19 protein-coding genes, 1 pseudogene and 1 riboswitch are annotated in these 23,412 nt (G+C 31.5%); of the genes and pseudogenes, 3 read left to right on the top strand and 17 right to left on the bottom strand.

The genetic code is table 11. From position 1 onward, the window contains the following. Positions 1-11 precede the first annotated feature (11 nt). From V7Q02_RS02615 to V7Q02_RS02585, 7 genes are all read right to left on the bottom strand, one after another. The gene (locus tag V7Q02_RS02615; RefSeq protein WP_333859405.1) at positions 12-1,154 is read right to left on the bottom strand and encodes a chorismate mutase; all 1,143 of its coding nucleotides are present in this window, start codon (positions 1,152-1,154) and stop codon (positions 12-14) included. Positions 1,155-1,178: 24 nt separating this feature from the next. Continuing rightward, the gene (aroC, locus tag V7Q02_RS02610; protein WP_333859404.1) at positions 1,179-2,261 is read right to left on the bottom strand and encodes a chorismate synthase; all 1,083 of its coding nucleotides are present in this window, start codon (positions 2,259-2,261) and stop codon (positions 1,179-1,181) included. Beyond that, positions 2,239-3,519, bottom strand: coding sequence for a 3-phosphoshikimate 1-carboxyvinyltransferase (gene aroA, locus V7Q02_RS02605; RefSeq protein ID WP_333859403.1), 1,281 nt, complete (start codon positions 3,517-3,519; stop codon positions 2,239-2,241). The genes aroC and aroA overlap by 23 nt, the downstream gene beginning before the upstream one ends. Before the next feature lie 40 nt (positions 3,520-3,559). Then, positions 3,560-4,639 (bottom strand): 3-dehydroquinate synthase, encoded by a 1,080-nt coding sequence (gene aroB, locus V7Q02_RS02600; RefSeq protein WP_333859402.1) that lies wholly within the window; start codon positions 4,637-4,639, stop codon positions 3,560-3,562. An 8-nt stretch (positions 4,640-4,647) separates the two neighbouring features. Continuing rightward, positions 4,648-5,517 carry a prephenate dehydrogenase gene (locus V7Q02_RS02595; RefSeq protein ID WP_333859401.1) on the bottom strand — a complete coding sequence of 290 codons (870 nt, stop codon included), beginning with the start codon at positions 5,515-5,517 and terminating at the stop codon, positions 4,648-4,650. A 27-nt stretch (positions 5,518-5,544) separates the two neighbouring features. After that, entirely contained in the window at positions 5,545-6,579 is a 1,035-nt protein-coding gene (aroF, locus tag V7Q02_RS02590; protein WP_333859400.1) for a 3-deoxy-7-phosphoheptulonate synthase, read from the bottom strand. 165 nt (positions 6,580-6,744) lie between these two features. After that, positions 6,745-6,897, bottom strand: coding sequence for a hypothetical protein (locus V7Q02_RS02585; RefSeq protein WP_333859399.1), 153 nt, complete (start codon positions 6,895-6,897; stop codon positions 6,745-6,747). A 385-nt stretch (positions 6,898-7,282) separates the two neighbouring features. Between V7Q02_RS02585 and V7Q02_RS02580 the strand changes: the two genes are divergently transcribed. Beyond that, the gene (locus V7Q02_RS02580) at positions 7,283-8,611 is read left to right on the top strand and encodes an SH3 domain-containing protein (RefSeq protein WP_333859398.1); all 1,329 of its coding nucleotides are present in this window, start codon (positions 7,283-7,285) and stop codon (positions 8,609-8,611) included. A 55-nt stretch (positions 8,612-8,666) separates the two neighbouring features. On the opposite strand, the gene V7Q02_RS02575 is transcribed toward V7Q02_RS02580, so the two are convergent. From V7Q02_RS02575 to V7Q02_RS02555, 5 genes are all read right to left on the bottom strand, one after another. Beyond that, positions 8,667-9,503 carry a response regulator transcription factor gene (locus V7Q02_RS02575; RefSeq protein ID WP_333859397.1) on the bottom strand — a complete coding sequence of 279 codons (837 nt, stop codon included), beginning with the start codon at positions 9,501-9,503 and terminating at the stop codon, positions 8,667-8,669. Positions 9,504-9,607: 104 nt separating this feature from the next. After that, the gene (gene ymfI / locus V7Q02_RS02570; RefSeq protein WP_333859396.1) at positions 9,608-10,351 is read right to left on the bottom strand and encodes an elongation factor P 5-aminopentanone reductase; all 744 of its coding nucleotides are present in this window, start codon (positions 10,349-10,351) and stop codon (positions 9,608-9,610) included. Positions 10,352-10,575: 224 nt separating this feature from the next. Beyond that, positions 10,576-11,475: a glycine betaine ABC transporter substrate-binding protein gene (locus V7Q02_RS02565; RefSeq protein ID WP_333859395.1), complete on the bottom strand. Its 900-nt coding sequence runs from the start codon at positions 11,473-11,475 to the stop codon at positions 10,576-10,578. Between the two features lie 25 nt (positions 11,476-11,500). Then, complete coding sequence (locus tag V7Q02_RS02560) at positions 11,501-12,325, bottom strand: ABC transporter permease (protein WP_333859394.1); 825 nt, start codon at positions 12,323-12,325, stop codon at positions 11,501-11,503. A 1-nt stretch (position 12,326) separates the two neighbouring features. Next, the gene (locus V7Q02_RS02555) at positions 12,327-13,511 is read right to left on the bottom strand and encodes a quaternary amine ABC transporter ATP-binding protein (protein ID WP_333859393.1); all 1,185 of its coding nucleotides are present in this window, start codon (positions 13,509-13,511) and stop codon (positions 12,327-12,329) included. Positions 13,512-13,742: 231 nt separating this feature from the next. Continuing rightward, a riboswitch (glycine riboswitch) is annotated at positions 13,743-13,834 on the top strand. A 136-nt stretch (positions 13,835-13,970) separates the two neighbouring features. Between V7Q02_RS02555 and V7Q02_RS02550 the strand changes: the two genes are divergently transcribed. Beyond that, a complete protein-coding gene (locus V7Q02_RS02550; protein ID WP_333859392.1) occupies positions 13,971-14,240 on the top strand; it encodes an ACT domain-containing protein in 270 nt (89 codons plus the stop codon). A gap of 23 nt (positions 14,241-14,263) precedes the next feature. Further along, the gene (locus tag V7Q02_RS02545; RefSeq protein ID WP_333859391.1) at positions 14,264-15,622 is read left to right on the top strand and encodes a PFL family protein; all 1,359 of its coding nucleotides are present in this window, start codon (positions 14,264-14,266) and stop codon (positions 15,620-15,622) included. A 106-nt stretch (positions 15,623-15,728) separates the two neighbouring features. Here the strand turns inward: V7Q02_RS02545 and V7Q02_RS02540 are convergent, their stop codons facing one another. The 5 genes and pseudogenes from V7Q02_RS02540 to V7Q02_RS02520 form a co-directional block, all read right to left on the bottom strand. Next, positions 15,729-16,580, bottom strand: a complete 852-nt coding sequence (locus tag V7Q02_RS02540) for a dimethylarginine dimethylaminohydrolase family protein (protein WP_333859390.1) — start codon at positions 16,578-16,580, stop codon at positions 15,729-15,731. Between the two features lie 389 nt (positions 16,581-16,969). Next, positions 16,970-18,613, bottom strand: coding sequence for a glutamate synthase-related protein (locus tag V7Q02_RS02535; RefSeq protein ID WP_333859389.1), 1,644 nt, complete (start codon positions 18,611-18,613; stop codon positions 16,970-16,972). A gap of 459 nt (positions 18,614-19,072) precedes the next feature. After that, positions 19,073-21,055, bottom strand: a complete 1,983-nt coding sequence (locus tag V7Q02_RS02530; protein WP_333859388.1) for a methyl-accepting chemotaxis protein — start codon at positions 21,053-21,055, stop codon at positions 19,073-19,075. 761 nt (positions 21,056-21,816) lie between these two features. Then, positions 21,817-22,309: pseudogene (locus V7Q02_RS02525) on the bottom strand (alpha/beta fold hydrolase); the annotation flags it as partial. A gap of 34 nt (positions 22,310-22,343) precedes the next feature. Beyond that, positions 22,344-23,282, bottom strand: coding sequence for a metal ABC transporter substrate-binding protein (locus tag V7Q02_RS02520; protein ID WP_333859452.1), 939 nt, complete (start codon positions 23,280-23,282; stop codon positions 22,344-22,346). Positions 23,283-23,412 lie beyond the last annotated feature (130 nt).

Below are 23,412 nucleotides of genomic sequence, written 5' to 3'. Positions count from 1 at the left end.
AAAATACAATATTAAATTATACAATCTCCTCTATATTTACCTAATAATTTAAAATAAACACTCTCATTTTTTATTCCTTCTAAAGCCTTTTTAGTGTTTTCTTCTAAAATATTTCCATAAAAATCGATATAAAAAAAGTATTGCCAAGATTTATCCACCATAGGCCTAGACTCAATTTTAGTCATGTTCAAACTATTCTTTTCAAAATATTTAAGCACAGTATACAAACTTCCCGGCTCATGAGGCAAAGTAATTAGTATACTTATTTTATCATTATCTTTACTACATTCTTCATCTCTGCCTATTATTATAAACCTTGTATAATTGTTGGTATTATAATTGATATTTTCACTTAATATCTCTAATCCATAGAGTTCAGCTGCCTTCTTGCTAGCTATAGATGCTTTGGTTCTGTCATTTTCTTCACTTATATATCTAGCACTTCTAGCTGTATTAAAATAAGGTATAAGACGCCAATTTTCATATTTATCTAAAAATTTGCTGCTTTGCATAAAAGCCTGACTATGAGAATAAACTTCTTTCACATCATTAATGGAAGCACCTTTTATTCCTAATAAATTATGATTAACTTTGACACATTTTTCTCCAACTATATAAAATCCATAATCCCGAAGTAAGTCATATACTTCTAAAATTCCTCCCGTAGAAGAATTCTCAATAGGCAATACAGCATAATTTATCTTTCTATCCTTCAGCCCTTGAAATACATCTTTAAATGTTTCAAAATTTAAGGTTTCAACCTCATAACCAAAATAATCCACCAGCGCCTCATAGCTAAAGGAGGCCATTATCCCTTGAAATCCTACTTTACATGATTTATCATATATCTTCTTCGTATTTAAACATCCCTTATTACAATGTGAATTCTGTAAACTCTTTCTTTGAAAATTTCTACTTATTCTCATGATTTCTTTTAAAAAAATTTCCGTTTCTTTTTCTATAGATTTATTTTTAAGCTTTTTCAATCGAGTTTCTATAACATTTTCCTCACGACTTCTATCCAGTATATCCATACTATTTCTCTTTTTATACTCCGCTATTTTATATACCACCTCCATTCTTTTTTCAAAAAGTTTAATCATTTCACTATCAACTTTATCTATCTCATCTCTTAAATAATCCAAGTTATCCAAAATACTACCTCCATAAATAATATTTCAATATTCCATTAAATTTAATAGTCCTATAGCTGCCACTGCTTCTACCACCGGTACAGCTCTGGGTACAATACATGGATCATGCCTTCCTTCTATTTTTAGAAATGTATTTTGTTGATTTTTTATATCTACAGTTTTTTGGGTTTTTGCTATAGAAGGCGTTGGTTTTATAGCTGTTCTGAATATAATAGGCATTCCACTTGTAATTCCCCCTAAAATCCCCCCATTATTATTAGTGTAAGTCTTCATTTCACCCTCTTCTGAAATATAATATTCATCATTAGCCTCAGAGCCTTTCATTGAAGTTATGTTAAAACCCTCTCCAAATTCCACTCCCTTAACTGCCGGAATAGAAAACAATAAATGTGAAATACTGCTCTCCACAGAGTCGAAAAAAGGTTCTCCTATTCCCTGGGGCAAATTTACTACTGCAGTTTCTATAACTCCTCCTACAGAATCTCCTTCCTGTTTTACTTTTAAAATGTACTCTTCCATTTTTTTGCCTTTCGTCTCATCCATCACAGGAAATTTACTTTTTGAAAGTTTAATAATGCTTTCTTCACTTATAGAAACAGCATCAAAACAACTTCCATCTTTAATTGTACCTATGCTTTTTATATGACTTCCTATTAATATTTTCTTATCCTCCAGTATTTTCTTACATATAGCACCTGCAAAAACCAAAGGTGCTGTTATTCTTCCTGAAAAATGTCCTCCACCTCTATAGTCATTAAACCCTCTATACTTCACATTACCAGTAAAATCTGCATGGCCGGGTCTTAAAAGGCTGGCGGTTTTTTCATAATCATGAGAACGAGTATTATTATTTAATATAATTGCCGAAAGTGGTGTACCTGTGGTTCTTCCATTAAAATAACCACTTAGGATATCAAATTTATCCGCTTCTTTCCTGGAGGTAGAAAGAGGACTAGTTCCCGGAGCCCTCCTTTTCATTTCATTTTTTATATACTCTATATCAATTTCAATTCCTGGTTTTAGTCCATCTATAACTATTCCTATGGCTTTTCCATGTGATTCTCCAAAAATAGATAATTTTATTTTATTTCCCCACACTCCACTCATCTATTTCCCCTCCTAAACTTCTAAAGTCTTTCCAAAAACCCGGATAAGACTTTTTCACACATTCAGCGCCCTCTATTACTAAAGGTTCTGTGCACTTTGATGACACTGCTGCCAATGCCATAGCTATTCTATGATCCTTCCAGCTACTAACATTTCCTCCTCTAAGTCTTTCTTTTCCATGTATTATAAGGCAATCCTCTTTCTCTACTACCTCTGCCCCAATTTTATTCAATTCAGAAGTTATTGCCTTTAATCTATCTGATTCTTTAATCCTAAGTCTTGCTGCATTTATAATTTCAGTAGTTCCATGACTTACAGAAGCCAATGCTGTAAGAACGGGCACAAGATCCGGACACTGGGAAACATCAATAACTGCACCTGAAGTCTCAGAAGGCTTAACCTGTATATAATTTTCCTTTTCTTCAATTTCCACTCCCATATTCTTTAGTATATGTATTATAATTCTATCTCCTTGAAGAGAATCCATGTCAAGCCCCATACAGGTAATTCCATTTCCCAGTGCACCCATAACAAGCCAAAATGCTGCCTGGGAAAAATCTCCTTCTATATTGCAATCTACTTTTTTATAAGTTTGCTCACCTTTAATTATAAATTCTCTATAGCTACTGCCATCTATATAAACTCCAAACCTTTCAAGCATATCAATAGTGATATCCACATAGGATTTAGATTCCAATTCTGTAGTTATTTCTATTTTTGAATCTCCCGATAAAAGAGGAAGTGTAAAGAGAAGACCTGTTACAAATTGAGAACTTATATCTCCGCTGATTTTATAATCTCCTGGTTTTAACTTTCCTTTTATAGTTAAAGGTAATTTTCCTTCCTCTGTTTTATAATAAATTTTTTGTTTTTTAAATATATCGTAGTATACATTTAAAGGTCTTTCTACTAATTTTCCATCTCCTGTAAAGGTTATTTCCTCATCTAATGTTGCAGCTAAAGGTATTAGAAATCTTAATGTAGATCCAGATTGAAAGCAATGTACCTTAGCTTTTTTTGCGTACAGATTTAAATTCCCTGTTACAGATAGCGAATTACTACCCTTTTCTATAATTACCCCTAAACTTTTTAAAGCTTCACAGGTAGCTTCTATATCTTCTGAGAAATCCACATTAGTTATATTGCTTATACCACTGCTCAAAGAAGCACATATCAATGCCCTATGACATACACTTTTTGAAGGAGGAACCTTTACCTGCCCCTCTAATTTAGTCGGATTTATTGATACATATTTCATAGATTGTCCCCTTTTTATCTAATTTTAACTAATACTCAACTTATGTAATATCTTCTGGAAATAGGAACCCATATACTTCCTGTAATTTTATTTTTATTATCCTACACACTCCCGCTTCTTCTATAATTATAATATTTATTCTATCTCCTGAAGACTTTTTATCCAAAGCTATGGAATTAACAAGAGCTTGTTTATCTATATCCGGTATATTTACTGGAAGCCCATATTTTGTCAATATACTTTTCATATAATCATAGGTTCCTTTCTTAGTTATATCCATTCTTTCAGTTATATTTGTCATATGTGCCATACCTATAGCAACAGCTTCTCCATGGCTATACTTATCATAATTATAATATTTCTCTATACCGTGTGCCAGCGTATGACCAAAGTTCAGCATCATCCTTTCTCCCAAGTCCCTTTCATCTTTTTCCACTAGTTCTTTCTTTATGCTGCAGCATTTATATATTATATCCTCAATATATTTTAGAACTTCCTCCTTGTTTTTACAGGAATCTAAAAGTTCTAAAATACTCTTATCTTTTATAAACCCGTATTTTATAACTTCTCCCATTCCATCACTGAAAAATTTACCATTCAAAGATAGAAGTACATCTGGATCTATAAATACAGCATCCGGGTGATAAAAACTTCCTACAAGATTCTTACCCCAGGGCAAATCCACGGCTACTTTTCCCCCTATACTACTGTCCACCTGAGCCAAAAGAGAAGTAGGAACTTGAATATAATTTATCCCTCTCAAGTAAGTGGAGGCTGCAAAACCTGAAAGATCTCCAACTACTCCTCCTCCTAAAGATACTATTATATCTTTTCTTCTTATCTGAAAGTCACATAGTTTTCCATATACTTTCTCCAGTGTAGTTAAACTTTTACTCTTTTCTCCCGGTTCTATAGATATAATTTTCACTGTAAATCCACTTTCTAAAAGAGAATTTTTTAATGTTTCCATATAGAGTTTTTCCACATTCTTATCAGTAATTATCACTGCTTTTCTACTTTTATAAATAACTTTTAATTTTTCTCCTATGGAACCTAATATGCCTTTTTCTATAAATATTTTATAACTTTTTTCTTTAACATTAATATCAATAATCTTCATACAAATCACTATCCTTTAACCAATTCTTTTCTTTTTAGCATGGACTTTTTAAAAATACACTTCATGCTCTTTGTATCTTTATTCATTATGGCTTTCTTCAACATCTCCATACTGTCTTGAAAATTTTCTATTTCCTCTATGAGATTATCTGAATTCATAATAAATAATTCAGTCCATAACTTAGAATTAATCTGTGCTACTCTGGTAGCATCTTTAAAGCTTCCCCCTGTAAATAATTCTATACTATCTTTATAGTCTTCTTCATGTAGATTCATAAGAGATACAGCTATGACATGGGGAAGTTGACTTGTAAAAGTAATTATTCTATCATGTTCCTTTGGACTTATATAGGTTACATTACCACAGCCTATAGCTTTTGCCATCTTATCTATTTTTTGAAGCCCCCGGGAAGTATTCTTTTCCCCGGGAGTTATTATATAATTGGCTCCTTTAAAAATATCCTTAGAAGCCCCTTTTATGCCGCTAGATTCTTTCCCTGCCATAGGATGTCCAGGAATAAATTCCAAATATTCAGGCAAAAATGAATTTATATTCTCTACTATATTTTGTTTTATGCCAGAAGTATCCGTTATAAGGGTACCCTTCTTAAAATACTGTAAATTATTTTTTATAAATGCAATTGTATCTTTAGGATAGAGGGCTATTATAACAAGATCTATTTCCTTTAGAAAATCTCCTGCACTTTCATAGGCCCCATCTATAATCCCATCATTTAAAGCACTTTTTAAAGTATCTTCATCCTTATCTATTCCAATAATACATTTAGGATTCAATTCCCTAAGAGCCATAGCATAAGAACCCCCTATAAGTCCCATGCCTACTATAGCTATGCTAATATTAAAGTCACAATCTTCCACTTATATTTCCTCCTTCAGCATGTACTTCTATAGTTTTATAACATCTTGTTGTTTATTCATTTTTACATTTTCCATTTTATTTATATCTCTCATAAGATTCTGAAAAACTTTTGGTTTTATAGATTGCTGTCCATCGCATTTTGCATTAGCAGGATCATTGTGAACCTCTATCATAAGTCCGTCTGCCCCTACTGCCACCGCTGCCTTTGCCAGAGGTTCTACCATCCACCAAAGTCCTGCAGCATGGCTAGGATCAACTATTACAGGAAGATGACTTAACTTCTTTATAGCGGGAATGGCACTTAAATCCAAAGTATTTCTAGTATAAGTTTCAAAAGTTCTTATTCCTCTCTCACAGAGTATTACATTCTCATTTCCCTCAGACATTATATATTCTGCAGACATTAAGAGTTCCTCGATAGTAGAGGACAACCCTCTTTTCAAAAGAATTGGTTTTCTAGTTTTACCTAATTGTTTTAAAAGCTGAAAGTTCTGCATATTTCTAGCTCCTACCTGTATTACATCCACATCTTCTACAAACTTATCTATCATATCCTCAGACATAATTTCTGTGACTATCGGAAGTCCTGTTTCCTGCCTTGCAACCTTTAAAAGTTCCAATCCTTCAGTTCCAAGCCCTTGAAAGCTGTAAGGTGATGTTCTTGGTTTAAAAGCACCTCCTCTTAAAAATTTAGCGCCGCTTTCTTTTACGCCTTTTGCGATTTCTACTATTTGTTCTTCACTTTCTACAGAACAAGGTCCTGCTATAACTGCCAGTTTTTTTCCGCCTATAGAAGCATCTTTTACATTAACTATAGTATCTTCTGGATGAAACAACCTATTAACCAATTTGTAGGGTTGCTGCACCTTTTCCACACTTTCTACAAATTCATTAGCCCTTATTTTACTTGCATCAACCTTTGTAGTATCTCCAATCAGTCCCAATATACAATATTCTTTTCCCTGTATTACATTTATAGAAACATTATTTTCTGATTCAATCTTTTGTTTTAATATCATTATTTCTTCTGTTGGTGTCTTTGGACTCATAATTACTATCATCTCAGTTCCTCCTTAAATTTTTTAACATTTTAAAATTATAGGATAACTTCTATGCTAGCCTTAGAAGTTATTTCCAAATAAAAAACAAGGCTCTAATGAGCCTTGTTTGAATTAACTAAATACACACTGTATACAAAAATTTCTTTAATCATGCATTTTTATAATTTATCCTAACTCATCAGAAGGAAACTTTATTTTTTTAGGGAAGCAAACATAACCAGCGCTAAAATAAAAATAGCCCCAGCTAAAAGTAAAGTTAAAATAATATGAATTATTATTTACTATTGCTTCTCTTTCCTTTCCGATGATATTTTCCATTACATCTAACCTCCATAAAAAGTTACTATTACAATAATTTTATAAACTACTTAAATAAAACATTCACAGGAGTTTTAATTTAATCCTGTAAAGTGATATATTCTATTTGTTCTTAATTATAACATTTTTTATCTCTATGTCAACATCAAATTTTATATTTTTCATCCATTTGTATGATTTAAAATTTTTATAAAATTACAATTTTTTATAGAATTACAAAAAAAATAAAAAAAGTTTTAACTATAAGATGAAATAATGTGAAAAAAATAGTATAATTATATTAAATATTCTATTAAATATTATTCATTAATCTACGATAATTAGTTAAAAGAGTCTGTTTATTTATTATTTAAATTTATATTATGTTTTCAGGGGGTACATAAGAATGAATAGATCTAAAAAATTAGTATTTGCTTTTTTTATTTCAACAGCCATTATGAGCAGTAAAAATATAGCAAATACCGTACATGCTTCAGGAGATTTGCCAAATATACAAAGCAGTGCCTATACTGCAGCTGGAAATATATTTGCAAAGTGCGGATACACAGGTCAATGCACCTGGTTTACCTATGGGCGTGTTCTTGAAAAATTGGGAATTGCACTTCCTTCAGAATTTTATGGTAACGCAGTAGATTGGTGGTATGCTAATGCCAAAGATAATGTATATTCCTATGGTGCAGAGCCAAAAGCAAATTCTGTAATTGTATGGGGCGGCGGCTCGGTAGGTTATGGACATGTAGGCTTTGTAGAAGCAGTAGATGAAGATACTATATATTTTAACGAAGGTAACTTTAGCGTACGCGGAAGTTATGACGGGAATGTAAAAACTATTTCAAAAGAAGCTATAAAAAACAGAGGGAATCTATATCTTAAGGGATATATATACGTAGGTGAAGGTGCCCAGACATCTTCTGCTTCCAGTTCCAATGAAATCAGTAGTTCTTCTACAGAAGATACTTACCAACCTGTAAGTGATGGTACTTATGAAACTGGAGTAGTAAATATATCAAATAGCAGTTCAGTTTTAAATATAAGAAATGGTGCAGGCACTTCTTTCTCAGTATTAGGTTACCTGAAAAAAGGCGAAACAGTTCAAATAGTTGGAACTGTTGGTGATTGGTATAAAATTAGATTAAATTCATCTTATGGATATGTTAGTTCAAATTATATAAGTTCAGGTACAAGTTCTACCAATAATGCAGTTCAACAGCTTTCTTCCAGTTCATCTTCACAGAATTCAGAAAGTAATACTTCCACAGGTTCAGGATATGTAAAATTAAGCACTGCCTCTTCTACATTAAACTTGAGAAGTGCACCACAGGGCAACATAATATCATCCCTTCCTAATGGAACCGCTGTAACTATTCTAGAATCTAATAACGGCTGGTATAAAGTATCCGTAAATGGTACTACAGGATATGTATATTCAAATTATATAAGTACTTCACAAACTGCACCTGAATCTAGTGTAGCAGTTGCAAATACTTCTTCAAACCAATCATCAACCAGCAGTGAAACAGGGAAAACCGGTACTGTAACTTTAAGTAATAGTTCTTCAGTGTTAAATTTAAGAAATAACCCTTGGACAGGCCGTATTCTTACTACACTGCAAAATGGAACCAACGTTACCATTTTAGGCACTGAAGGTCGATGGTATAAGATACAATGGGGTTCCACCGTTGGATATGTTCATTCAGACTATATAAAGATATAATGTTATTTTATTGAAAAAGAATCTCCTCCATTGATTGAAGGAATTCTTTTTTAATTTAATTCCTAAGCATTTCTAACTTCATTTTAACAGTCAGTTTGTCTAGTAACTGTTGTTTATCGTCACCATCCTGCGGATATACTACAAAACTAAACTGAAGGGCATATTCACTGTACCTTTTATCCACTAATTTCAACTTTGTATAAATTAATTTCATATTGTTTATAATTGAGATAACCTTTTCTTCATCACAATCAGGAAGTACCCCTATAAAAGTTGACAATCCATATTTCTCAAATAACTCTGATGTTTTAAAAATAACTTTTAACTTACTGTAAAGAAAATCTATTAAAATAAGATAACTATCTCTTACATCTATTTTTTCATCTAATTCTGTAAAATTTTCTTTTATAAGACTTACCATAATAATTGAAAATTTCTTACTTTCCGCTTTACATTTAATAATCTGTCTAACAATATACTGTTGAAAGTTTAAATATATTATCTCCTCTGATTTATTTGAATTTTCATGGCAGATTACAAGCTTAGATATTCTGTCAATTAACATTTTATTATTAAAAGGTTTTAATATATAATCCGAGGTACCTTCTTTTATACATTTTATAAAAGAATTCCTATCATTTAATTTTGTAAGTATCATTACAGGTATGTTTAAAGCCCTACCTTTTATCTTCCTAAGCACACTAAAACCGTCTTCACCGCTAAGACCTACTTCCAATATTATTAAATTCAATTCTTTCCTGATGTCATATAATTTATTAAAAAAATCAAAAGAAGTTCCTGCCTCACACAGTTCCATATCCATATTTTCCAAGATATCCTTTACCCTATATCTTACATAAGCCGTATCATCAAGCATTATAATCTTATACATAATTTTTTCATCCTATAACCTTTAAATTTTTAAATTAATCCCTATAACTCATTTTATTTATCGTTTAATATAAATATTACTTTATCAAATTCTAATTTCATATTTTAAATCATGCCGCCATCTACAGTTATTATCTGTCCTGTTATATACTGTGAAGAATCTCCTGCCAGAAAACATACAATTTTTCCTATATCATCACTTTTCCCAATTCTGCCTATAGGTATATCCTCCATTAACTCTTTCCTTTCTTCTTCTTGAAGCCATGAATTCATTTCTGTATCTATAACCCCGGGAGCCACAGCATTTATTCTTATATTAGAAGGTCCCATTTCCTTAGCCATAGATTTTGTAAAAAGATTCACAGCTCCCTTAGATGCAGAATAAATAGATTCACAAGATGCCCCCACCTTTCCCCACATAGAAGATATGTTTACTATGGAACCTGATTTTCTTGAAATCATATGTTCTAATACACAATGGGTACAATTAAGTACTCCCTTAAAATTAATATCTATTATCTTATCCCAGTCATTCTCTTTCATATCTATAAAAAGGCCCACTTTGGATATACCTGCATTATTTATCAATATATCTATCTTTCCCATACGATTTAAAGTATTTTCTATTATTTTTTTTGAGCTGTCATATAAACTCACATCTCCCTGTATTACTATTCCATTAGAACCTTCATTTCTTACCATATCTAAAGTCTTATAGGCCTCTTTTTCATTTTCAATATAATTTATTGCCACTGAAGCACCACATCTAGCTAAATTTACTGCAATACTTCTGCCTATGCCTCTTGATGCTCCCGTAATCACTGCTACTTTTCCAGACAAATTCTCCATATATATCACTCCCTTGTCAACATCTAGTATACACTATAGATTTGCAATTTCTATACTGGGTGAAAGAAATTAATTGAATATAAAAGATATTTGAAATCAAAAAAGAGCTTACACAAATATTTTGCAAACTCCTTTTTAATCTATATCTTTATTATTCAAGTGTTAAATTGGTATTAGTACTTCAAATAAAATACAGCTGAAAATAAGTAAAACTCTACATTTTTCTACTTATTTTTTGGTACCCAGCTATTAACCAGTTCTTCATTATTTTTTATCCATTCTCTTGCAACATCTATAGGTTTTTTACCGGTATTATCCTTAATATCTCCCATTAAGCTTCCTAACTGCTGATCATTCATTTTAAAATTCTTTAAAAATTGTGTAACTTCTGGCATATCCTTCTCAAATCCAGTTCTGGTTATGGTATAAATATTTTCTGCTTCACCAAACACCTTTTTAGGATCATCAAGAAATTTAAGATCCCATGTAGCAAATTTCCAGTGAGGTTTCCACCCTGTAACTACAATAGGTTCTTTTTTATCTTCTGCCTTTTTAAGCATAGCAGTCATAGTAGCCCCACTTCCTTCAAGAAGTTCATAGTTTAAGTTATATTCTTTAATAGCTTTGTTAGTGGCTTTCATTATACCTGCACCTGCATCTATTCCCACTATTTTTCCGCCTAATTCATCTTTAATGCCATTTAATTCTTCAATGCTACTTATATTCATATAACTTGGAACAACTAATCCAATTTTGGCATTTTCAAAATTAACACCTAACTTTTCCAATTTGCCTTGATACTTGTCCATATAATCCTTATGGGTAACTGGAAGCCATCCATCTAAAAATACATCCATATCGCCACTAGACAAAGAAGTAAATACCATTCCTACATCCCCTTGTTTCATATCCACTTTATACCCCATCTTATCCTGCAATATGGCACTTACCAGGTTTGTCATAGCAATTCCTTCAGCCCAATTTACATATACTAATTTAACTGTTCCTTTTGATTTCTTATCATTGTTACCACTACCTGTAGTACTGCTACAACCAGATAATACACCTATAGCTAATATAATTGAAAAAGCTAATGCAATAAGTTTCTTCACTTTCCTATTCATTATCTGTTATACCTCCCCAAATAATTTATTTATTTTTATGACCTAATGATTGAGTTATTCTATCCAATATCATAGCCAAAATTACAACAGCAATACCACTTTCAAAGCCACTGCCTATTTCCATTTGAGTTATACCATTGTAAACTTCTCTTCCAAGTCCGCCTGCCCCTATCATAGCTGAAATAACAACCATAGAAAGAGAAAGCATTATTGTTTGATTTACCCCCGCTAATATTGTAGGTAACGCTATGGGTATTTGCACTTTATAAAGCATCTGACTCTTAGTAGATCCAAAAGACCTAGCTGCTTCTATAACATCATCAGGTACTTGTCTAATTCCTAAATTGGTAAGTCTTACTGCAGGTGGCATAGAAAATATTACAGTTGAAATTGCCCCTGGTACTTTTCCCATTCCAAAAAATAAAACCGCCGGTATCAAATATACAAAAGCCGGCATTGTCTGCATGAAATCCAATATTGGCCTTATCACTCTATTAAAACCTTCACTCCTTGATGCCAGTATTCCGAGTGGTATACCAATTATTAAAGATATTAATGTTGAAACAATAACTAATGCCAGTGTTTCCATTGTCTGAGGCCATAATTCTATGCAGTCTATAAATAATAATCCAATGGCAGTAAATATAGCTACTTTCTTGCCTGATAATTTCAATGCCAACAAAGAAAATAATATTATAATAATTATACTCGGAACAGATAAAAGTATATTTTCCAATCCATCTATAAGTGTACTGTTAATTAACTTTATTATATGAAAAAACGGTTCCACATTATACGTCAGCCAGTTAACAATAAATTCAAAAAATGGTCCTACATGAAATGTAAACAAATTAGTCCTCCTCTCTAGCTATTCCAGCTATAATAGTAGACCTTTTTATAATTCCCAACAGGGTGTTATCTTCGTCTACCACAGCTATTGGATATATTGCATCTTTTGCAACAGACAACAAGTCCGATATGGATGTATCCAGTGATGTTGTAGGGATTTCAGTTATGAGTATACTTTCTATATTAGAAACTCCCTTCTCTACCAGTTCTATGGTATCGTCTATCCTCACTATTCCCTTTAATTTTCTATACTTATCTGTTATATAAATACTAGATATACCCTCGTCTTTCATGAGTCTTGCTGCTGATTTAGGTCCGTCTTTAGAAAGAATAATTGCCTTGGATTTTTCCATTATAGCCGATGCAGTGATTATCTTTGTCCTATCCACATCCTGTACAAACTTTTTTACGTACTTGCTGGCAGGATGGGTCAATATATCTTCTGATGTACCAATTTGTTCTATACTTCCATCCTTCATTATGGCAATTCTATCACCTAATCTCAGTGCTTCATCCAAATCATGAGTTATAAATATTACAGTCTTATGCATTTTTGATTGCAACTGAAGCATCTCTTCTTGCATTTCTTTGCGTATCAATGGATCTAATGCACTAAATGCTTCATCCATTAACAATATGCCTGCATCTGTTGCCAAAGCTCTAGCAAGTCCAACTCTCTGTTTCATGCCTCCACTTAATTCATCAGGCATACTTTCCTCATATCCTTTCAAGCCCACCAATTCTAGAGCCTTATATGCCTTTTCTTTTCTTACCTTTAAGTCAATTCCCTGTATTTCCAATCCATATTCTACATTACTACATATAGTTCTGTGGGGAAAAAGAGCAAAATTTTGAAATACCATAGCTATTTTTTTTCGCCTGATTTCACGAAGTTTATCTTCACTGCATTTTAATATATCCTCTCCATCAATTAATATTATGCCACTTGTTGCATCTATCAGTCTGTTTAAACATCTTATTAAAGTGGACTTGCCACTTCCTGATAGCCCCATAATTACAAAGAATTCACCTTTATTTACTTGAAAACTAACATTATTTACTCCTACCGCATTACCCGTCTTATTATGTATTTCACTTTTTGTCATTCCTTTTTCTAAAAGTAACATTACCTTTTTAGGATTTTTCCCAAAAATCTTATATACATTTTTTACTTCTATTTGTGCCATAACATTCTCCCTATCCAATTAGAGTTGTCCGAAACCTCCTTGACTAACAACTTTAAATATAATTTAAAGTTGTAACTATCAACTACTTCATTTTAACATATAACTTGTCTTTTTGTCAAGATTCTGTCAATTTATAATTAATTTGAATTGAATCTTTAAACATGTTATAATCATTTTATCAATTTAACAAGAATGGATGAAGGTAATGGGATAATTTTGTAAACCGTTATTGGACGAGCCTCTGGAGAGACCCTTTAAGGGCACCGAAGGGGAAAGCCAAAATTTTGGTGAAACTCTCAGGTAAAAAGGACAGAGGATTTCATATTTTAAGTTTTTGTCTATTTTTGTAGCTAAATACTTGAAATCTGTTTTCCAGAGACTAATTTTATTTTTAGTCTCATTTTGTTTTTTCTGGGTAAATTATTAATAGCAAAATAATTATAAAGGAGATGTAAACTAATGAAAGCATTTATAACTGTAATTGGTGAGGATAAAACAGGTATTATCTATAATGTAACTTCTGTTTTATATGAAAATAATATAAATATCTTAGACATAAATCAAACTCTTATAAAAGATTACTTCACCATGGTAATGTTTGTAGATTTATCACAAATGAATATAACTTTTAGTAATTTAAAAGCAATCTTAGAGGATAAAGCAAGAAAAATTGATGTGGTTATTAAAATCCAGCGAGAAGATATATTTACTTCCATGCATGAAATTTAAACTGAGGAGTTGAATAAACTAAAATGATTAATACCAAAAATATATTAGAAACAATTAACATGATCCATAGAGAAAATTTAGATATAAGAACTATAACCATGGGAATATCCCTACTAGATTGTATAGATAGTGATGGTAAAAAAGCACGTACAAAAATATATGATAAAATAACCACCTATGCTGAAAATCTAGTTAAAACTGCCCAAGAAATAGAAATGGAATATGGTATTCCCATAATAAATAAAAGAATATCTGTAACTCCTATTTCCCTTATTGCACAGGCAAGCTCCGATACAGATTATATAGAATATGCGAAAATTTTGGATAAGGCCACTGAAACCCTGGGAATTGACTTTATTGGAGGTTTTTCATGTCTTGTACATAAAGGCTACTCCAAAGGCGACAAAATATTAATTGACTCCCTTCCAGAAGCTCTTTCTGTTACTGAAAAAGTATGTTCTTCTGTAAATGTAGCTACCACAAAAGCTGGAATAAATATGGATGCCGTAAAGGATATGGGCCGTATAATAAAACAAACTGCCTATCTTACAAGGGAAAATGACAGTATAGGCTGTGCTAAACTAGTAGTATTTGCAAATGCTGTGGAGGATAATCCTTTCATGGCAGGAGCCTTTCATGGAGTGGGAGAGGCCGACTGCATAATCAATGTAGGCGTAAGCGGTCCTGGTGTTGTAAAATGTGCTCTAGAAGAAATAAAAGGAGAAAATTTCAATGTGGTAGCAGAAACAATAAAAAAGACTGCCTTTAAAATAACAAGAATGGGACAGTTAGTGGCTGCAGAAGCTTCAAAAAGACTTAAAGTTCCCTTTGGTATAGTAGACTTATCCCTGGCACCTACTCCTGCTGTAGGAGACAGTGTGGCTAGAGTACTGGAAGAAATGGGACTTGAAAGTTGCGGTTGTCCCGGAACTACTGCAGCTTTGGCACTTTTAAATGATGCCGTAAAAAAGGGAGGTATAATGGCAGCTTCCCAAGTAGGAGGATTAAGCGGTGCATTTATACCTGTAAGTGAGGATGAGGGAATGATAAACGCAGTAAATATAGGTTCCTTAAATCTGGAAAAATTAGAAGCTATGACCTGTGTATGCTCTGTAGGACTGGATATGATAGGAATACCTGGTGATACCCCTGAATCTACTCTATCTGCTATAATTGCAGATGAGGCTGCCATCGGAATGATAAACAATAAAACCACTGCAGTAAGAATAATCCCCGTATATGGTAAAAAAATCGGAGAAGAAGCTAATTTTGGGGGACTTTTAGGTAAAGCCCCTATAATGCCTATAAGTAAATTCTCCAGTGAAGCCTTTGTGGAAAGAGGCGGAAGAATTCCAGCCCCTGTTCACAGCTTTAAAAACTAATTTGCAGTTACTTTTAATTTAATAATAAGTCAGATATGCCAGCAATATAAATTGTTATGTAAAACATACTGGCATATTGACTGGTAATTTTCAGTCCAGTCGTGTATTACACTCTAAGAAGCGGAAAGGTCATACAATGGGGGCCTCCTCCGCTTTTAAGTATTTCACTTATATCCAAATCTATTACATTAATTCCATAGGATTTTAATTGTTCATTCACCTTTTTATTGGATTTAAGCGATATAACTTTTCCATTGCCTAAAGACTGGAGATTACCATAGTGTTTGAATACATCTTCCTGTGAAATATTAATTAGAGAAAATCCTCTTTGTTTCAAAATTTGAATAAAACTCTCAGGCAGAGCTTCTCTGCATATTACTGCCAGCTTTTCTGCTACAACATTAAAACACATATCCAAATGTAAATTCTCTTCCGGGCAATTCACAGAGATTATATTATAACCAAAGCTTTTTATCTGCCCTTCAATTTCCCCCACAGCAATTTCATCAGTTCTGGCAATAATACCTACAGCCAGTGTATTGTCATCAAGAAACCAAAAGTCTCCTCCTTCAAAAAAACCTTTTGAAACTTCTGCCACACAAGGTATATTAAGCTCTGCCATTTTATCTTTATATGCTTCCCTTTCAGCTTTTCTAATTGGTTCCTTGAAATTTCCCAAAATATATCCTTCCCTAATACAAGCCCCAAAATCTCTGGAAAATGCTTCATTACCTAATTTTACCTCTGGCTCCATAAGAACCACCTCTACATTATTTTCTCTATATGCCTGAGTTAATTCCTCATGTTCCTTAATACAACGACCTATATCAATTCCTTTTCCCTCCCTAATCCATCTTTCCGATATAACATTGATAGAATAAAGCTCCATATAATCAGGGGGGCAAAGTAATACTTTTTTTAAAACACCTGTTGAATTCTTTACAAAACATCTCCCCATAAAAGTACTCCTTTCAACATAATAATATCCATTTTATTAATATGTACTTTTAATATGTTTTTTATCCTGATGCTGTTATCTTTAGAATTTCATTTCTCACTGGAACTTAAACAACTGTAAAAAAGCCTTGAATTCTTACTGCTTAACAATTGTAAATAAAAGATATATTATAGGAATATTTGCTGTAATACTTTTAAATGAAATTTTAAGTTTTCAGCTGTTAATAGGATGTGTTCTTATTTTTACAGGGATTATAATACAAACTACTAGATTAACGTTCTTTAAAAAAATGAGAATCTTTTATAAAAACTAAAATTAATTTAGATTTCACCGTGCCTTAAGATATTTCTTCTCTTTGGCACGGATATTTATTTTAATTAGGAGGGTAATTATTCACTTAATATTTTCTTTGCCGCATCATCACCCACATCAGTCATAAACTCAATTCCTGTTTCTAATTCTGTTTCTCTATTTGCAGCAAATATGTCATTTCTTGATATTTCAGAAATATTAAATTTTCTAGCTCCCGCCATTAACTGTTGAAGCCCTGCTTTTAGCTTATCTGCAAAAGTCCAAACTGCTATTGCACCCAATGGTATGTTCTTCATATAATCTGCCCCAACTTTTTCTTTTACATTAAAGTATCCGGCAAATATTTCTTCTGGAGAAGAACCAAATTCATCAACAATATGTTTTGGAAGTACATTCCAGTTTCCATTTCTCAACTCTTTTCTCTCAGGATATAATACACCTTCAATATTAGCTCCCAAAAATGCAGGAATCATCAATGCCCTTCCCATACAAACAAGTTTTGTAAATGGTGCACCCAGAGCTAACGCCTTAAATATATGATCTTCTCTTGCAAGTCCCCCTGCAAATGCCATATCAACAACATCATATCCTTTATCCTTTAATATTTTTGCATACTCATAAGCTTTAGAATGTAGAAATATTGAAGGCACTCCCCAAGATTCCATCATATTCCAAGGACTCATACCTGTTCCGCCACCAGAGCCATCTATAGTTAATAAATCAAGTTTAGCTTCAGTAGCATATTTAATAGCCATAGCTAATGCTTCCATTCCATAAGAACCCGTCTTTAAAGTAATTCTCTTATATCCTAAATTCCTCAAATATTGGATGGATTTCATAAAATCTTCTTTTACATCTGAAACAGAATTTAAATTTGTGTATCCTAATCTACTATGTCTTGCAAAAGCTTTAATTGCACCAGCTTTATAAGCTTCTTGTACTCCTTCCTCTGTTGGATCCGGATCTACAATATACCCTCTGTTTTTTAGAAAAACAGCATAATCTAATGAATCCACCTGTATTTCTCCACCTATATTTTTAGCACCTTGTCCCCATTTTAATTCTATAATTACATCATCACCATATTTATTAATTACATATTCTGCTACACCATTTCTTGTATCTTCTACATTCATCTGGATAATTATAGCACCATAGCCGTCATAATGACTCAAATATTGATTTATTCTTTTATCCAATTCAGGTGCCTTTATGATTCTGCCTTTTTCAATAACAGCATCTTTATCTATACCAACAACATTTTCACCAACAACTATAGGAAAACCAACTAAAGCTGCTCCAACTGCAAAAGACTCCCAATATTTTTGTGCAATAAATGTTGAACCTAAAGCTCCTGTCATTATCGGCAACTTGGATTTTGTCTTAATAATTTTTCCAAACTGGACTTCAACGTTTACATTAGGGAAAATACAATCGTCAGCATCATTTGTTAAATTAGATGACATACCCTTTGCACCATAATTATACCCCTGTATTCTTAGATTATTATAGCACACACCCACATGGTTTATATTTGAACTTCCAGCGGTAACTGTACCAAAATCTCTTGGATATAGTAACTTTCTCCCCTTCATGCTTGACATCCATGTTTCACATTTCCCCTGGCAGTCCGCTCTACACAAGGTACAAAGACCTGATTCTGCAGGATTCCCCCTGTTTACAGTACTTAAAACATCATTATTTTTTAGATATTGAGACATTTCTATACCTCCTACTTAAATAATTTTAATATATCTCGAATAATTAAATATAAATATATAAAACAGTTTACATAACTGTTTTATGCTAATTTGATAAAGTGGCATAGAAAATTTAATGTACAGAGACAAGTTTAAATCAGAAAACCATACTCTTTGTATTTTGTCATTACTATTATATTTAATATGCCATCTTTTTAAATAATAACCAATACATATATACCTACTATATTTTTAATATAAATGTTAGTATAACATTAAAATATAAGTTATAAAAGTATTCTTAACAAAATTTTTATATGAAACAACTGGTTGATTTCAATTAATATTGAAAAGGAAGTATCAGAAAATACAATATAATCCAAGTTTGCACATATCAGGTCATAAATTGGCCATAACCCATACATATTTTATTATAGATAGCTTAATGAATTCAATAACATATCGGTTGTTATACTACTATTATATTTTAAACTTGGAAATCTCACTAAATAATGTTGCCGAGAGTTCTTCTAATTCCTCTGATATACTTTCAAGTTTTAAAAACATTTCCCTTTGTTCATTCACTGCTTCTTCAACGGATATGGTACTAGCGGCAGCTTCTTCACTTATTTCAGATGTATTTGAAATGGTTTTATAAAGATTTTTGTTTTCACCTAATAAATTTTTTGAAATTACAGATACCTTCGAACTAAATTCTTTGATTCTTTCTATTTCATTCTCTATTTGCATAAATATATTTGAAGTATCTTCTACTGAATCCGCACCTGATTCCATATATTTTATGCTTTCTTTCATAGTTGTTACAGCTTCTTGTACTTGCTCTTGTATTTGTAATATTTCTTTTGAAATTTCTTCAGTAGAACTAGAGGACTGTTCAGCTAATTTTCTTATTTCTTCTGCAACTACTGAAAAACCTTTACCCTGTTCCCCAGCTCGTGCAGCTTCAATACTTGCATTTAGAGCTAATAAGTTTGTTTGTTCAGATATTGAGGCTATTACAGAAATTATACTTTTAATATTCTTGGATTTTTCAGATAGTTTTGTTATAGATTTACCGGAAAGTACTATACTTTCTTTCATAGTATTTAATAAATCCACTGCAGAATTTATATTTTTTGAGCCTTTCAATGTACTATCTCTTGTATCCGATATCATATTATCAATAGTCGTACTTATTTCCGCTAGTTCATTTGATTGTTTTTCCATATCACTTATAAATTCGGTAATATTTAAAATTTCATCTGCATTTATTTTAGCTCCCTCCACTAAATTCATAATACTTTCCTGAATATTTTTACCGGCATCAACCACTTTAAAGCTAACTTCTCTATAATCCTTGGAGGACTTTGAAACCACACCAGAAACACTTCTTACTTTTAATATAATTTCTTTCAAATTTTTTATCATTTTATTAAATGTAACATTAAACTGGCCTAATTCGTCTGATGTTTCCGGCAAATAGTTAATTAAATTTCCCTCTGCTACTTTTTCAGCAATCATAGAAACCTTTAAAAGTCTGTTGAAAAAATACCTCATTAAAATAATTAATATTATGATTAATAAAATTATTGCGAAAATTGTGCAGGCTACTGATGAGTACAGCAATAAATTTATGCTTTCCATATATTCTCCAGTGGGAACTTCTAAAAATAAATGCCAATCAGTTCCTTCTACTTTGGATGAAAAAATCATTTTTGTTTCATTACCATCTTTAAACTTTCCAGAAAAATCATCTTTAGAAATAGCTTGCTTAATTAAACTGGAATATTCCCTATTAGAACTTTTTAAAAAATTACTATTGTTAATTAATTTATTATCAGGATGGAATAACACAGTACCATCTTTATTAAGTATATATACCTTATCTGTTTTTCCTAAATGAAAACTTGTAGTTTCCTTAAATACCGTAGAAACAAGACATGCACCACTTACAAGACCCACGACTTGGCCATTTTCCAAACTTCTTACAGGACATTCCATTGATATTATCCAATCAGAAGGATTTTGCTTGTCTTGAAATGGATTTGCTATAATATCTTTACCCTGCATAACTTTGGAAAATGTACTTTCAGAACTTATATCAAGTACTACATTATTTTGTAAAATCAACTTTCCTTCAGTATCACCTATTCCCAAACTATTAAAAATTCCATCATAGTTTTTTTGCTCACGCTGAAAATAAGGAAGGATCTCAGCATAATCCATACTGGATACTACTTCAGTATTTGCAATTACTTTTACTTGAGATAATCTGGAGTTTAACCATGAAGATAAATCTTTTGCATGAATAGTAACTGTTTGTTCCCCCGAATTTTGTAAAGAGGATAGCATTAATTTTTTTGAAGTAATATAACATATACTTGTAACCACACTTATCAATACTATAAAAATGAAGGATATTATAAGGATCCCTTTAAATTGTAATGAATTTTGTTTTTTCATAAATAATTCAAACCTCCCTTTTGCCTGTACATTACACATATTCAAAACCATATAAAAATTATAGCATTTCATACAAAAAAAACAAATGACTGATACAGTTGACTAATTCAACTAAATTGGCACTTGACAAACAGTTCTAAATATGATTAATAATCATAGCAAAATAAAAAAACATAAAATAATTATTACCCTTGTATACAACTGCAACACCACTGTCAAAGGAAGTAGCATAAATACAATTGGAAAAGCCAAATATGAATTTTTATTAATTTAATACACTATGAAGGATTTTAAAAAATTATGCAGAATATTAATTATTTAATGTTCTTTTACACTAAAAACACATAATCAACACATTTAATTTACTACAATTGATATAACTACAAATTTTTCTATAAAGGAAGATATATAGTATGGCTTATTATTTATTATTTTTGCAACGGCAATTATACTAGTTTACTTAATAGGTCTTTATTGTTTTTTGAAACAAAACTACGACAATTTTTTTGTGAATTTAACAATGGGTAAAAGTAATCTAACTTTACTAAAATCAAATCAACTAAGCCAAGAATACTATAAAAAAATTAAATTTATACTAACTTTTAGTACTATATTGTTGATAATTTTATATTTATTAATGATATATATTTTTAAATTAGATTATGATATTTTTAAGATAGGCATACTTATTTTAATATATCTAGTTATATTTATTTCAAATAAAGGTATTAAAAAGAATATACATAGGCATTAATATAAGACTCAGAAGGTATAAGTATGGAATTTTTAATACCCTTTTGTTGTGCTTCTGCCAGAGGAAATAAACAAACCTTATCGTGAATACCATGAAGAATCAAGGTAGGAACAGTTATTTTTTTCATATCGGAAAATAATCCTTCCTCACCTAGCCAAGTCTCTGCCACCTTGGCCGTTGCCCATCCCGTTGCCTGAAGCCCCAGTTGAAAAAACAGTCTGAAAAAGGCTCTGTAATATACTTGAAAAAAATATATTCCCAAATCCTCTCAGCATTTTAGGCAGATCATTATATGTCCCTTTAATTATTTCTTCTACAGTTTGCTTGGTTAAGCCATGTGGGAAATACAGCCTCCTAATAAGACTGGACACCGCAGCTGCAAAAAGAGCAAGCTTTGACACTCCATATTCATTATGCCTTGCCATATACCTGACAGCTATAGCTCCTCCTGTGGAGTGACCTGCCAGAGTAAAATTTTTCAATTTAAGCACTTCTACTACATTAAATAGAACTTGTTATACTTTATCTTTAAGTTTATTGAGGTTTATATATGCTCTCCAGTTGACTTATATTATGATCCAGAGTTTCTTCATAGCTAAAATCCCCGTTATAAATTTCAAGCTTTACAGCAGGTATATTATATTTTTTTAATAACACTTCATTATTTTTAACAACAGAATCATCACTATAAAGAACTATTAAATTACCTCTATTTGATTTCTGTTGTAAATTTTCACGCTGAGATGAATTTAATGTAATTATATTATTTTCTCCCAATCCTACATCTACCATTTTCAAATTATTATATTTCACAAAATAATTCAACTCATCTTCAACTATGATAAACTCATAATTACTTAATTGATTATCCACTGATTTCAGTTTTTCTTTGTAAGTCTCCAATACTTTTAAAGTTTGTGAAAAATTTTTTTCATAGAAGTCTCTATTTTTTGGATCCTTATCCTGAACTGCATTTCTTATATTCATAAGAACTGTTACATAATTATCTATATTAGTAAAATAGTAGGGATTATCCCTTAATATGCTGTCATTATACTTTACTATTTTATTATAGGATAATAGTCCTACCCCCCTTGAAACATTTATAACACCAACTTTACTTTTATCTAATTTATCCACAAAAGTGTCTATCCATGGCTCAAATCCTGCTCCCACATAAAAAAACAAATCTTTTGTGGATACATTGTTCACACTATCTTCTGTAAATTTAAAGCTTATTTCACTTTGCCTATTGTTAAACATATATTCTACTATATGTCTATCCTCTGCTATGGATTTTATCATATTGTATAGAAGTTTATCTGTAGTTTCTATATTTAATTGGACATCCTTTCTTGCTTCCAATTTACTAGTATAAGTTGAATCTTTTTGTTCTTTGTTATATCCACAGGCAGTAAAAAATATTATAAAAGAAAGTATAACTAAAGTTAATATTTTCTTCAATCCTTCCACCTCCATATGTAAAATAATATATATTTATCACATTATGCTCACATTTATTACATATTAATTGATAACACATATATTTTACATAATGTAATTTAACAATGCAAACACTGATTTATTATATTTTTACATATAC

It is taken from the genome of Clostridium sp. (genome assembly GCF_036781005.1).
Lineage (GTDB): Bacteria > Bacillota > Clostridia > Clostridiales > Clostridiaceae > Clostridium_B.
Note: the sequence above shows the minus strand (reverse complement) of the source record. Positions and strands in the feature narration are given on the sequence as shown.